Here is a 13,254-nt window from a genome sequence, read left to right on the forward strand (position 1 = left end):
GATTTTCAAAAGAGATTGCCGCCATGACCCATCCCCCGCAACCCCAGCCGCTTGCCGCCGAACTGCCGGATCAATTCCCGCAAACCGATGCCCTGCCCACGCTCGGCGCGTCGGCCCTTGCGCTGTTCGAGGCACAGTTGCCAGGCCTGCTGGCGCGTGCCCCCTACCTGTTGCAATTCATCGACGACGAGGGCTCCGAGGAGCGTACCGTCACCCATGCCCACACCCTGAAAAGCCTGGTCGAGTCCGCACGCCTGGGGCAGACCACGGCTGATCTCTTCGACCCGGCACAGGCGGTGTTGTCGTCGAGCGCCAGTTCGCTGGTCGAAGCCGACCTTCTGGCGGACGTGACCCTGGCTCAGGTGCACGACGCCTTGAAGCTTATAGACGCCAAGATGGTGCTCAGCCGCTTCGAGGTCGATGCGCAAACCTACTGGGAGGTTCCCGCGCAGCTGTCGTTGGCCCCTCGGCAACTGGCCATGGAGCAGCAGGTGCGCGCGAGCCTGGCGGATGATGTGCAACTGCTGGAGAGCGTCGGAACGCTCACTGCCCAAGCCAGGGCGCTGATCGAAGACATCGTCGCCTACCCCCGTTTCTCCGACCGCAGCGTGCCAAGAGGTGTCTATGACCTGACGGTGCGCACCGGTGGAAGCTCGAAGTCTTTCTCCTTGCCAGGCGTGCTGGTCCTCAGCGAAATTCCGGCCGGCTACGACCCGGCCCTTTCCTACGTTACCGAGCGGCAGGCTCTGACCGGCGAAGCTGTGCTGTATTGCAGCGGATACTTCGGTTTCATCCGTCGTCACGACAACCTCCAGGCCACCCTGGATGGGGTGCGCAAGGCATTGTTGGAGGATCGCGCCTGGGGCTTGGCCTTGTTGATGCGCCTGGCACCGGAGGCGCAGCAGGCGTTGCTGGAAGAATGGGAGCGCGAAGACGCAAGCTTCGAAGTACGAGCCGGGGTGATCGAGGACAATCCCTTCGAGCACCTGGCCAGACAGCAGTGTGAGGCCTGGCGTGCGAGCGCGACCTGCGAGCAGCCCGGTGTATGGGATGATCGTATCGGCCTGGATGTATCGCGTGCACGTTCAACGCAGGTGTTGTTGGCGTTCGAGGCCGAACGCCAGTCGTTGCGGGCGCAACTACCAGATGGTCTGCGCAACCTTGCCCAAGCGCAGCAAGACATACTGGACGGCCTGTTGCTGGACATTGCCCGGCAGCAGAGCCTCGCCGAGGACTATTGGCAGCAGTTACCCGCTTTCGAGGATTTCGCCTGTGATCGGATTCGCGCCGAGTTGCGCAAGGACGGGCAGGATCTGGACCCCCGTGCTGTCACCGTCGAGATCGACGTCGTCGAATACAGCCCCGAATTGCCAGAGTCGGAACTTGCGCCTGGCGTCACTCCTGATCCTGGACAGGCGCAAAGCGTGCAGAGCGAGTGCTCGTTGCTCGAATACATCGCCATGCGCATGAATGCCAGGGCCGACGCCAGTTGGACGGTCGAATTCAGTGGCGTCACCCAGGCTCAGTCACGCTATCTTTCCAGTACTCGGCTGGGCAGCCTGATCCAGCGGCTGGACCTGCAGGCGCACTATCTACAAGCAATCAGCGACGCGTTGAAGACACCTTCCGATGGCGAAACCAAAGGCCTGCACCAGCGGCGCCACGATGCTGCGACAAGCCTGTTCGAGAAACGTCTGCGGCTCGATGCGTTCCTGGCGCATGCTACCGGTGACCTTGACGATTCCGGGTATCAGGCTGTCCAGGACATTCTGGATCATCCATCGCCGGACCAGCGGCCAATACGCGAAGGGCAGCGTGCCGAGTTGCAGCTGCTCACGCTGGGTGGCAACTCCCTGCGTGACGTGCTGATCTTCCATGAAGTCGGTGAGTCGTCACTGATCTGCTATACACCCGGCCATCCATCTGGCAAGCCGTTCAGGCGCCACAGCTCTCGCAGGGCTCTGCGCAGCTTGCTGGCCCAGGAGCTCGAGGGCCTCCAGCGGACGTCGCCGTGGCCTGCAAGCACTGAGTACTGGGTGTCGCGGTTCGGCCGTCATCAGCTCGGGACCGCCTTGCCTCTGTTGCTCCGCATCGCTGATGGCAAGGCCGGTGCAGAGCTGGCGACGCAAACCCTCAACCAACCGATAGGCAAGGCAATTTTCAATTATCGCATCGCTTATCTGCTGGCCGAAGGTAACAGCCTGGCGGTTTCCGATGCCGAGTTGCGGCTGGAGCGAGGCCTGGATATCGCCGTCACCGTGTTCCGCGTGCTGAGCGCGCTGATTCCTGCGCGGGTCATGACCGTGCTCGACCTGGCAGAGCTTGGCTATTACATGTTCAACAGCTATGCGGCGCTGGCCAGCGGGCAGCGCGAGCAGGCCGGAACCTATGCCCTCGAGGCCTTGACCAGCCTGAGCGGCCTGGCTAACGCAAAGTTCTACCGGTTCAGGGCTCCCGCTGCTTCGGGAGTGCCGCTGCGACTGGTGGGCGGCAGCGGTGTACGGTCGGTCGTCGCGATCGACGAAGTGCCCAAGCCTCAGGGCGCGCCCTTTGTCATTTCTCACGGCCTGCGCAAGGGGTTACTGGTCTTCGATGGTCGGTTGAACGTGTCTTTGCAGGGCCGTTACTACCCCGTCTACGAAGTGCGTGACCCGCTGCAACGCACTTCGACTTTTTATATCGGGTCAGGCGACGGGGTTCAAAGCCGCTCGTTGTTTTCCAATCCCGATCCAAGAATCGAACGTGATCCACGTACAGGCGACTGGCTGATCGTGCGCCGCCCGGGGCTGCTGGGCGGAATGGATCAACCGCTGCCGGTCCGGCCAATGCCGGTGAAGGTGATGCGCGGGGTCCGAGAAAGCGCCAATAGCAGCGGCAGGACTTTCCGGATCATGGACGGCACCCAGGAGGTGGAGGTGCTGTTCGATCTGGATTATTGCTGCTGGTACTCATCTTCCAAAGGTCGTTATTACCGGAGGGATGAGCAGACGAATACCTATCTGGGCGCCGTCGACCCTGGCCCTGCGGCTTCTCGATTGGAGCGCCAGCAAGCGCGCCTGGAACTGGAGTGTCTCCAGCGGCCGGTGTTACCAGAGCTGCCGCCGAGCAGTGGGCTGGAGCTGCTCCCGAAGGTTATCCACCAGATCTGGATCGGCAGCGCAGACAGTCTGATTGCGTCTCACGACTCCACGCTCAAGGGCAACATCGAGATGGCACGGGCCGGCGGTTATCAGTTGCATCTGCATTTTCTAGGCCGCAGTGGATGGGGGGTGAACAATGCGTTGCAGCTGCGCAAGCTACGCTCGCGCTACCCAGGAGCAACCTGCACGTCCTTGAAGGGAGACGCGTTCTTCAAGGATTTCGAGGAGGGTCCGCAGGGTGAGGTGTTCAAGTTCTTCCTGCGGCCGGAAACCCGCAACTATGCGGCGGCCTGCGACGCCTTGCGCTACAAGTTGATAGATGAGTTGGGCGGGGTGTACATGGACATGGACGATGTGCTGCTCCGCCCGCTGCCTCAGTTGACATTGCGCCCTGGGCAACTGGCGGTGGGCGGGGTGGTGAGCAACGCGACCCTGATGCTCAACGGCCCCAACAACAGTCATTTCGCCTCGCTCAAGGGCAATCCATTGCTCGATGCGGTGTTGCGGGAAATGTCCCAGCGTTTCAGCGCTAGTCGCAAGCTTGGGCATCGTCCGAAGTTTTCCGATCCTGGTTTCACCGAGTACATGCGTGAGGTATCACGGGTGACTGGCCCTGGTCTGCTCAATACGATGCGGCACAGCGCCAGCGCGATCGAGAAGGCCTTGACCGAGGCGAAGCTGTATATCTTCCACTCGCAGGACAACGGCGTACGTCCCGAGCGCGCGGTATTTGAATGGGTGAAGCGCGTTTCCGCGCTGCTGACGCCACTGGAAGACTACATCAATGTCGGTAACGCCCACAGCTGGAAGACGGGGCGCCGTTGACCTGCTAACTTGCGGGCTTTTCGGGGGGCTATAGATGTTCGATGGACTTTCCGGCTCCACCGCCGCGCCCCTGCAAAGCCTGCACCTGCCCTGGTTGGCGCACGTCGGTGTGGCGTGCGCGGTGTTGCGTCTGGACCTGATCGACCCACTGGTCAGTGGCAACAAGTGGTTCAAGCTGCAGCATCACCTGCATGCTGCCCGGAAGGCCAACGCACCTGGCCTGATCAGTCTGGGCGGCAACCATTCCAATCATTTGCACGCCTTGGCCGCTGCGGGCAGACGCTTAGGCTTCGCCACCGCCGGGTTGTTGCGAGGCCAGCGGCAAGACACCCCGACCGTCCGTGATCTGGAAGCGCTGGGCATGACCTTGCACTGGTTGGGCTACGGTGGTTATCGGGCGCGCCACGCGCCAGGCTTCTGGCAACCCTGGCAGGCGCGTTATCCCGGCTGGCATTGCATCCCCGAAGGTGGGGGCGGTGTGGAAGGTGCCTTGGGATGTGGGCAGATCGTCGAGCAGGCACAAGCGCAATTGGCGTCGATCGGTTGGGATGATTATCACGCCTGGTGGCTGGCGGTGGGCACCGGCACCACGCTGGCAGGCCTGGTACTGGCCGAGCAGGGCGCGCATCCGGTGCATGGCGCCTTGGCGGTGCCGCGCGATCATGGTGTGGAGCAGGGCATTGCGCAACTGGCGGGTACAGCGGGCTATTGCCTGCACGATGCCTGCCGCGGCGGATTCGCCCGGCGCGATGACGCGTTGCTGGCATTCATCGCAGACAGCGAGCGGTACAGCGGTCTGCCACTCGAAGCGCTCTACACAGGGAAGGCGCTGTTGGCGCTGCGTGAGCAGGTCGAGGCCGGGCGATTTTCACCCGGCACCCGCCTGATCTTCGTTCATACCGGTGGCCTGCAGGGGCGGCGCGGCTACTTGTAAGGCAGCATGCGCAGCAGTGTGTTGTCCCGGCGTACGTAGTGGTGGTACAGCCCGGCGACGGCATGCAGCCCGATCAGCCAGTAGCCCCAGGTGCCGATGCGTTCATGCCAGCCCTTGATGAACTTTGCCTGGTCCGGATCCTGGCCGATCAGTGCAGGCAGCTCCAGCCCAAAGAATGGTATTGGCTTGCCCGCAGCGCTGAGGATCAGCCAGCCGGCCAGTGGCATGCCGATCATCAGCAGGTACAACAGCACGTGGACCAGATGGGAGAGGCCGGTCTGCCAGGCGGGTGGCTTGGGCACGATAGGCGGTGTCGGGCGTGCCAGGCGCATGGCCAGGCGCAGCCATACCAGCACGAACACGGTGAGGCCGAGCATGAAGTGCAGGCTCTTCATCAGGTCGCGCTCGGCGCTGTCCTTGGGGAACAGGCCGCGCAGCTCGATGCAGGCATAGACGGCGGCGAGCAGCACCAGCATCAGCCAGTGCAGGGTGATGGACAGGCGCGCGTAGTGGGGCGCGGGAGTGGATGAAACCATGGTCGGTCCTCGTCATCAGGTTGGATGGGCGCTCTTGCTGGCGCCTGATGTGGACTTTAGCGCGTCGGTTGGTAATTTTTCGTTGTTTCAGGTCGGTTGTTTCGATGATTCTTGGGCTCGGAACGGCATTTTCTCGAGCACTGGTCCTGGGTCATCCCGGTAAGTGTGGCCAGCTGTCACTCACCAGAAACACTCGCTCCGCCTCTTGCCAGGCGCCTTCGCCATCCTCCTCCAGCCTCACCAGCAATTGTGCCGCGGCTCCTTTCTCCAGGCGCCACAGCCAGGCCGCAAAACCCGCCGCCCCCCAGCGATCCCCAGCCTCGACCCGTGCAGGTGCCAGCCAGGCATGGCGTTGCAGCGGTTGCCAGAGTGCCGTTGGGTGAGCGCTGGCATATTGCGCCCACTCGCGTCGATGCAGCCAGCGCCCGCGCAAGTGCGCAGGGTTTGCCCCGAAGGGTGAGGCGAGTTGCCCTGGCCATGGATGGAAAAGATAGCCACCCAGCCACAGGTGCGACTGCACATCGCCCACCTGCAGTTGATTCAGGACTTCCCGGCTTTCAGCCCGAGCCGAGATCGGCAACTGATGTGCGACCAGGTGCGCCAGCTTGCTGCCCAGGCGGTCGTGACAGCCTGGCCCCAGCCACTGCGCCGGGTCGTGGGCATCAGCCTGATCCGGCCCGAGGTAAAGCTTGATCGCCAGTTCCAGGTGATGGTCGCCCGTGCGATCGCGTAGCAGGATATCCAGCTCACCCAAGGTTTGCCCGCCCCGGCGGATTGCCAGGTTGGAGGCCAGCAGCTCGACACCGGGTGCCTGTTGCAGGGCGAACTGCCAGAGGCTTTCGTAGTACAGCCCCAACCGCCGGCTGGTGAGGCGCGCCAGCCACGTCTGCAAGGGCTGCGCATCATGGTCCAGAGCCAGCAGCCAGTCGCGTAACCGCCCCGGATCGTCCGCCCAGCCGCTGGCCGCCAGCGGATGGCGTTGCGGGCAGGGCGGTTCGCTCAGCAGCGGCGGCGACAGCAGCGCCCACGCCAGATCACGCACGGCAGGGCGGCGGAGCTGGCGGGGCAGGGCGTGGAGGTCGGTGAAGGGTGTCATCCTGCGAGCATAGCCGGTTTGCCGCTGGCCGGTCGTTTCGCCCATAATCCAGGCATTGTCACCCGCCGCAGAGCCTTGCAGGAGCCCCATGGAGCAATTTCGCAATATCGGTATCATCGGACGCCTCGGCAGCTCGCAGGTGCTCGACACCATCCGCCGGCTGAAGAAGTTCCTGCTCGAGCGCCACCTGCACGTGATCCTCGAGGACACTATCGCCGAAGTGCTGCCGGGCCACGGCCTGCAGACCTCCACGCGCAAGCTGCTGGGCGAGGTCTGCGACCTGGTCATCGTCGTCGGTGGCGACGGCAGTTTGTTGGGCGCCGCCCGAGCGCTGGCCCGGCATAACATCCCGGTGCTGGGCATCAACCGCGGCAACCTCGGCTTTCTCACCGACATTCGCCCCGACGAGCTGGAAACCAAGGTCGCCGAGGTGCTCGACGGCCACTACCTGGTCGAGAACCGCTTCCTGCTGCAGGCCGAGGTTCGCCGCCACAACGAGGCCATTGGCCAGGGCGACGCGCTCAACGATGTTGTGCTGCACCCGGGCAAGTCGACGCGGATGATCGAGTTCGAGATCTACATCGACGGCCAGTTCGTCTGCAGCCAGAAGGCCGATGGCCTGATCGTCGCCACACCCACGGGCTCCACCGCCTATGCGCTGTCTGCCGGCGGTCCGATCATGCACCCCAAGCTCGATGCCATCGTCATCGTGCCGATGTACCCGCACACCCTGTCTGGCCGGCCGATCGTGGTCGATGGCAACAGCGAGCTGAAGATCGTGGTCGCCAAGGACCTGCAGATCTATCCACAGGTCTCCTGTGACGGGCAGAACCACTTCACCTGCGCTCCAGGCGACACCATCACGGTGAGCAAGAAGCCGCAGAAGCTGCGCCTGATCCATCCGCTGGATCATAACTACTACGAAGTCTGCCGCACCAAGCTTGGCTGGGGCAGTCGCCTGGGGGGCAGGGACGACTGATGCTCGATCCGGCACGCAGTTTCGACATCATCGGCGACGTTCACGGTTGTGCGTTGACCCTCGAACGCCTGCTCGACACCCTTGGCTACAAGCGCACGGGCGGTGTCTGGCGCCATCCGCGGCGCCAGGCGCTGTTCCTCGGCGACATCGTCGACCGTGGCCCGCGCATCCGCGAGGCGCTGCATATCGTCCACGACATGGTCGAAGCCGGCCAGGCCCACTGCATCATGGGCAATCACGAATACAACGCCCTGGGCTGGGTCACGCCGGCGCTCCCCGGCAGCGGCAAGGCCTTCGTGCGTGAGCACACGCCGCGTCATGCCCGCCTGATCGACGAGACCCTCACCCAGTTCGCCCAGCATCCCGGCGACTGGCACGATTTCATCCAGTGGTTCTACACCCTGCCGCTGTTCGTCGACGCCGGGCGTTTCCGTCTGGTGCATGCCTGCTGGGATCATCAACTGATCGCACAGCTGCGCGCCCAGTACCCGGACGGCCGTATCGACGAACACTTCGTGCAGGCCTCGGCGGTATCGGGAAGCTTCGCCTCGACCGTGTGCAACCGCCTGCTGCGCGGCACCGACATGCGCCTGCCGGACGGCCTCACGCTGACCGGCGGCGACGGTCTGACCCGCGCCTTCTTCCGCACCAAGTTCTGGGAAGAAGACCCACAAACCTATGGCGACATCGTGTTCCAACCTGATGCGCTGCCGGAGGAAGTGGCCCGCGCGCCACTCAGCCACAGCCAGAAGAACGCGCTGCTGCGTTATTCGGAGGATGAGCCACTGCTGTTCGTCGGCCATTACTGGCGCAGCGGCCACCCCGCGCCGATTCGCGCCAACCTGGCCTGCCTGGACTACAGCGCGGTGCTCTACGGCAAGCTGGCCGCCTACCGGCTGGACGACGAAACCCGCATCGACCCGCACAAGTTCGTCTGGGTCGATGTCGACCGACCGCAGGCCAGCCAATGAACGTGATCGAAGTGATGCGTCTGCCGCTGGGTGTCGACCTCAGTGGTTTCGTTGCCTTGTTGCGGCGCCTCGAGGTGCCGCACCGGGTGGTCGAGGAGGGCAGTGAGCAGGTGCTCTGGGTACCGCCCGCCATGGCCGCGCAGGTGCTCGAGCTCTACCGGCGCTACCCTGACGGCAATGCCGACGTGGAGCCGGTCATGGACGCAGGCTTGCCGGCGAGCGAGCCGGCCCGGCCCCCGCTGAAGGAACAGTTGCGCGCCTGCAAGGTTACCGCGGGGATGCTGCTGCTGTGCATGGCCGTCGTTGGCTTGACCGGCCTGGGCGAAAACCTCTCGACCCTGAGCTGGTTCACCTTCCAGGACTACCAGGTACAGGGCGACTACCTCTACTTCGTGCCGCTGGCCCAGAGCCTGGGCGAGGGCCAGTGGTGGCGCCTGGTGTCGCCCATGCTGCTGCACTTCGGCGTTCTGCACCTGGCCATGAACGGGCTGTGGTACTGGGAGCTGGGGCGGCGCATCGAATTGCGCCAGGGGCCCTGGGCGTTGCTGGCGCTGACCCTGGTGTTCAGCCTGGTGTCGAACCTGGCCCAGCATTTCATCGGCGGCCCGAACCTGTTCGGTGGCTTGTCCGGAGTGCTCTATGGCTTGCTCGGTTACCTCTGGCTCTACCAGTGGCTGGCGCCCACCCCATTGTTCAGCCTGCCCCGCGGCGTGCTGGTGATGATGCTCATCTGGCTGGTGATCTGCCTGAGTGGCGTGGTCGGCCAGCTCGGCTTCGGCCAGATCGCCAATGCCGCCCATGTCGGCGGGTTGCTCATCGGATGCCTGACAGGCCTCTTGGGTGGACTGCTGGCCCGGCGTAAACTGTCGGCTTGATTTAGGAGACGCTCATGTCCACTTTCGCGCAAATGATCGAAAACATCACCCCCGAGATCTACCAGAGCCTGAAGACGGCGGTGGAAATCGGCAAATGGTCCGATGGCCGCAAGCTCACCGCCGAGCAGAAGGAGCTGTCGCTGCAAGCGGTGATTGCCTGGGAAATCCAGAACCTGCCCGAGGAAGAGCGCACCGGCTATATGGGGCCGCAGGAATGCGCCTCCAAGTCCGCGCCGATCCCCAACATCCTGTTCAAGTCGGACTCGGTACATTGATCGAACTCGCTCGTGGCTCCTTGAGCAAGATGGCGGTGCGTCTCGAAGCACCGGTCGTGCAGTACAGCTTTCGCCTCGGTGAGGAGCAGGTGCCGGTCAACCCGTTGATCGGCCAGTCGCTGCGTCTGGAATACCTCGGTGCGATCCACTGCACCCATTGCGGCAAGCGCACCAAGACCAGTTTCAGCCAGGGCTACTGCTACCCCTGCATGACCAAGCTGGCCCAGTGCGATGTGTGCATCATGGCCCCTGAACGCTGCCACTACGACGCCGGCACCTGCCGCGAGCCGTCGTGGGGCGAGCAGTTCTGCATGACCGACCATGTGGTGTACCTAGCCAACTCGTCGGGCATCAAGGTGGGCATTACCCGTGCCACGCAACTGCCCACCCGCTGGCTCGACCAGGGCGCCAGCCAGGCACTGCCGATCATGCGCGTGGCCACTCGCCAGCAGTCGGGCCTGGTCGAAGACCTGCTGCGCAGCCAGGTACCGGACCGCACCAACTGGCGCACCCTGCTCAAGGGCGATGCCGAGGTACTGGACCTGGTCGCGGTGCGCGAACAGATCTTCGATGCCTGCGCCGAAGGCCTGCGCGAGCTGCAAGGCCGCTTCGGCCTGCAGGCGATCCAACCCTTGCCCGACGCCGAAGTGGTCGAGTTGCGCTACCCGGTCCAGGCCTACCCGAAGAAGATCGTCAGCTTCAACCTGGACAAGGACCCGGTGGTGGAAGGCACGCTGCTGGGCATCAAGGGCCAGTACCTGATCTTCGACACCGGCGTGATCAATATTCGCAAGTACACGGCCTACCAGCTGGCCGTGCTCCAGTAAAAGGATCGTCACCATGCGTACCGAACAACCGCAAGTGATCTACCTCAAGGACTATCAGGCGCCCGAGTACCTGATCGACGAGACGCACCTGACCTTCGAACTGTTCGAGGACCACACGCTGGTCCATGCGCAACTGGTCATGCGCCGCAACCCCGAGCGCGGCGCCGGCTTGCCGCCGCTGGTGCTCGATGGCCAGCAGCTGGAGCTGCAGCGCGCCGCGCTGGACGACCAGGAGCTGCAGGCCGGTGACTATGCGCTCGATGACAGTAGCCTGACCCTCCACCCCAAATCTGAGCGCTTCACCCTCGACACCAGCGTGAAGATTCATCCGGAAAGCAACACCGCGCTGGAAGGCCTGTACAAGTCCGGCAAGATGTTCTGCACCCAGTGCGAAGCCGAAGGTTTCCGCAAGATCACCTACTACCTCGACCGCCCGGACGTGATGAGCACCTTCACCACCACGGTGATCGCCGAGCAGCACCGCTACCCGGTGTTGCTGTCGAACGGCAACCCGGTCGGCAGCGGCCCGGCAGAAGAGGGCCGTCACTGGGCAACCTGGGAAGATCCGTTCAAGAAGCCGGCCTACCTCTTTGCGCTGGTAGCGGGCGATCTGTGGTGCGTCGAGGACAGCTTCACCCGCCAGTCGGGTCGCGACGTGACCCTGCGCATCTACGTCGAACCCGAGAACATCGACAAGTGCGACCACGCGATGGTCAGCCTGAAGAAGTCCATGCGCTGGGACGAAGAAGTCTATGGCCGTGAATACGACCTGGACATCTTCATGATCGTGGCGGTCAACGACTTCAACATGGGCGCCATGGAAAACAAGGGCCTGAACATCTTCAACTCCAGTTGCGTGCTGGCCCGCGCCGAAACCGCCACCGATGCCGCCCACCAGCGCGTCGAAGGGGTGGTCGCCCACGAGTATTTCCACAACTGGTCGGGCAACCGCGTGACCTGCCGCGACTGGTTCCAACTGTCGCTCAAGGAAGGCTTCACGGTGTTCCGCGATGCCGAGTTCAGCGCCGACATGAACTCGCGCACGGTCAAGCGCATCGAGGACGTCGCCTACCTGCGCACCCACCAGTTCGCCGAAGATGCCGGCCCCATGGCCCATCCGGTGCGCCCGGACAGCTTCATCGAGATTTCCAACTTCTACACCCTGACCGTGTACGAGAAGGGCGCCGAAGTGGTAGGCATGGTCCGTACCCTGCTGGGCGCCGAGGGCTTCCGCAAGGGCAGCGACCTGTACTTCGAACGTCATGATGGCCAGGCGGTGACCACCGACGACTTCATCAAGGCCATGGAAGACGCCAACGGCGTCGACCTGACCCAGTTCAAGCGCTGGTACAGCCAGGCCGGCACGCCGCGTCTTGAGGTCAGCGAAACCTACGATGCCGCGGCACAGACCTACAGCCTGACCTTCCGCCAGAGCTGCCCGCAGACGCCGGACAAGCTCGACAAGCTGCCATTCGTGATCCCGGTGGCGTTGGGGCTGCTCGATGCCCAGGGCAATGACCTGCCGCTGCAATTGGCCGGTGAAACAGCTGCTGACGTCGTTACCCAGCGCGTGCTGTCGGTGACCGAGGCCGAGCAGACCTTCACCTTCCAGGGCATCGTCGCCAAGCCGCTTCCGTCGTTGCTGCGTGGCTTCAGTGCGCCGGTCAAGCTGAGCTTCCCCTACGACCGCGACCAGCTGATGTTCCTCATGCAGCACGACAGCGACGGCTTCAACCGCTGGGAAGCGGGCCAGCAGCTGGCCGTGCAGGTGCTGCAGGAGTTGATCGGCCAGCATCAGCGCGGCGAAGCGCTGAAACTCGACCCACGGCTGATCACCGCCTTGGGTACGGTGCTGGGCAACGAGTCGCTGGACCCGGCCATGGTCGCCGAGATGCTGTCGCTGCCCGGCGAGGCCTACCTCACCGAGATCAGCCAGGTGGCTGACGTCGACGCGATTCACGCGGCCCGCGAGTTCGCCCGCAAGCAGATCGCCGAGCAGTTGTTCGATGCGCTGTGGGCGCGCTACCAGGCCAACCGCCAGGTGTCGCGCAGCACTGCTTATGTAGCCGCAGCCGAGCACTTCGCCCGCCGCAGCCTGCAGAACATCGCGCTGTCGTACCTGATGCTCACCAGCAAGTCGCAGGTGCTGGAAGCGACCCTCGAGCAGTTCGAGCACGCCGACAACATGACCGAGCGCCTGACCGCGCTGGCAGTACTGGTCAACTCGCCGTTCGAAGCCGAGCGCGCCAAGGCGCTGGAGGCCTTCGCCGAGCACTTCAAGGACAACCCCCTGGTCATGGACCAGTGGTTCAGCGTGCAGGCGGCAAGCAGCCTTCCGGGCGGGCTGGCGCGGGTCAAGGCGCTGATGCAGCACCCGGCCTTCACCCTGAAGAACCCGAACAAGGTGCGCGCGCTGGTTGGCGCCTTTGCCGGGCAGAACCTGGTCAACTTCCACGCCGGCGACGGTTCGGGTTATCGCTTCCTGGCGGACCTGGTGATCGAGCTCAACGCGCTCAATCCGCAGATCGCTTCGCGCCAACTGGCGCCGCTGACCCGCTGGCGCAAGTACGATGCTGCGCGTCAGGCGCTGATGAAGGGCGAGCTGGAGCGGATTCTCGCTTCCGGGGCACTGTCCAGTGATGTGTATGAGGTGGTGAGCAAGAGCCTGGCTTGATTCACTTTTAAACCGGGCTGGCCTATTCGCGGGCAAGCCCGCTCCCACGAGGATCAGGGAGCGGGCTTGCCCGCGATGCTTTTTGGCGGTTAACAAAACATAACGTCCCGCCCGTTGTGTTC

General features: G+C 63.8%; 10 protein-coding genes. 8 read left to right on the forward strand and 2 right to left on the reverse strand.

The window, feature by feature from the left end:
- Positions 1-23: 23 nt before the first annotated feature.
- Both APH44_RS13125 and APH44_RS13130 read left to right on the forward strand, forming a co-directional pair.
- Positions 24-3,965, forward strand: a complete 3,942-nt coding sequence (locus APH44_RS13125; protein ID WP_054893115.1) for a dermonecrotic toxin domain-containing protein — start codon at positions 24-26, stop codon at positions 3,963-3,965.
- 34 nt (positions 3,966-3,999) lie between these two features.
- Complete coding sequence (locus APH44_RS13130; RefSeq protein WP_054893116.1) at positions 4,000-4,899, forward strand: 1-aminocyclopropane-1-carboxylate deaminase/D-cysteine desulfhydrase; 900 nt, start codon at positions 4,000-4,002, stop codon at positions 4,897-4,899.
- On the opposite strand, the gene APH44_RS13135 is transcribed toward APH44_RS13130, so the two are convergent.
- Positions 4,890-5,435: a cytochrome b gene (locus APH44_RS13135; RefSeq protein WP_054893117.1), complete on the reverse strand. Its 546-nt coding sequence runs from the start codon at positions 5,433-5,435 to the stop codon at positions 4,890-4,892. The two genes, APH44_RS13130 and APH44_RS13135, sit on opposite strands and share 10 nt — an antisense overlap.
- Before the next feature lie 151 nt (positions 5,436-5,586).
- Complete coding sequence (locus tag APH44_RS13140; protein ID WP_054893118.1) at positions 5,587-6,621, reverse strand: DUF1853 family protein; 1,035 nt, start codon at positions 6,619-6,621, stop codon at positions 5,587-5,589.
- Here APH44_RS13140 and APH44_RS13145 point away from each other — a divergent pair.
- The 6 genes from APH44_RS13145 to pepN are packed head-to-tail and all read left to right on the forward strand — an operon-like array spanning position 6,620 to position 13,132.
- Entirely contained in the window at positions 6,620-7,510 is an 891-nt protein-coding gene (locus tag APH44_RS13145) for an NAD(+) kinase (RefSeq protein WP_054893119.1), read from the forward strand. The genes APH44_RS13140 and APH44_RS13145 overlap by 2 nt on opposite strands.
- Positions 7,507-8,481, forward strand: a complete 975-nt coding sequence (locus APH44_RS13150) for a metallophosphoesterase (protein ID WP_172964830.1) — start codon at positions 7,507-7,509, stop codon at positions 8,479-8,481. Before APH44_RS13145 ends, APH44_RS13150 begins: the two co-directional genes overlap by 4 nt.
- The gene (locus APH44_RS13155; protein ID WP_054893121.1) at positions 8,478-9,356 is read left to right on the forward strand and encodes a rhomboid family intramembrane serine protease; all 879 of its coding nucleotides are present in this window, start codon (positions 8,478-8,480) and stop codon (positions 9,354-9,356) included. The genes APH44_RS13150 and APH44_RS13155 overlap by 4 nt, the downstream gene beginning before the upstream one ends.
- 14 nt (positions 9,357-9,370) lie before the next feature.
- Complete coding sequence (locus APH44_RS13160) at positions 9,371-9,631, forward strand: YeaC family protein (protein WP_054893122.1); 261 nt, start codon at positions 9,371-9,373, stop codon at positions 9,629-9,631.
- A complete protein-coding gene (locus APH44_RS13165) occupies positions 9,628-10,458 on the forward strand; it encodes a DUF2797 domain-containing protein (protein WP_054893123.1) in 831 nt (276 codons plus the stop codon). The genes APH44_RS13160 and APH44_RS13165 overlap by 4 nt, the downstream gene beginning before the upstream one ends.
- A gap of 13 nt (positions 10,459-10,471) precedes the next feature.
- Complete coding sequence (pepN, locus tag APH44_RS13170) at positions 10,472-13,132, forward strand: aminopeptidase N (protein ID WP_054893124.1); 2,661 nt, start codon at positions 10,472-10,474, stop codon at positions 13,130-13,132.
- The last annotated feature ends 122 nt before the right edge of the window (positions 13,133-13,254 follow it).

Source organism: Pseudomonas sp. NBRC 111143, from assembly GCF_001320965.1.
Classification (GTDB): Bacteria; Pseudomonadota; Gammaproteobacteria; order Pseudomonadales; family Pseudomonadaceae; genus Aquipseudomonas; species Aquipseudomonas machongensis.

Coding starts and splice junctions, on each gene's coding strand:
- APH44_RS13125 (WP_054893115.1), top strand. CDS start 24: ATGACCCATCCCCCGCAACCCCAGCCGCTTGCCGCCGAACTGCCGGAT.
- APH44_RS13130 (WP_054893116.1), top strand. CDS start 4,000: ATGTTCGATGGACTTTCCGGCTCCACCGCCGCGCCCCTGCAAAGCCTG.
- APH44_RS13135 (WP_054893117.1), bottom strand. CDS start 5,435: ATGGTTTCATCCACTCCCGCGCCCCACTACGCGCGCCTGTCCATCACC.
- APH44_RS13145 (WP_054893119.1), top strand. CDS start 6,620: ATGGAGCAATTTCGCAATATCGGTATCATCGGACGCCTCGGCAGCTCG.
- APH44_RS13140 (WP_054893118.1), bottom strand. CDS start 6,621: ATGGGGCTCCTGCAAGGCTCTGCGGCGGGTGACAATGCCTGGATTATG.
- APH44_RS13155 (WP_054893121.1), top strand. CDS start 8,478: ATGAACGTGATCGAAGTGATGCGTCTGCCGCTGGGTGTCGACCTCAGT.
- APH44_RS13160 (WP_054893122.1), top strand. CDS start 9,371: ATGTCCACTTTCGCGCAAATGATCGAAAACATCACCCCCGAGATCTAC.
- pepN (WP_054893124.1), top strand. CDS start 10,472: ATGCGTACCGAACAACCGCAAGTGATCTACCTCAAGGACTATCAGGCG.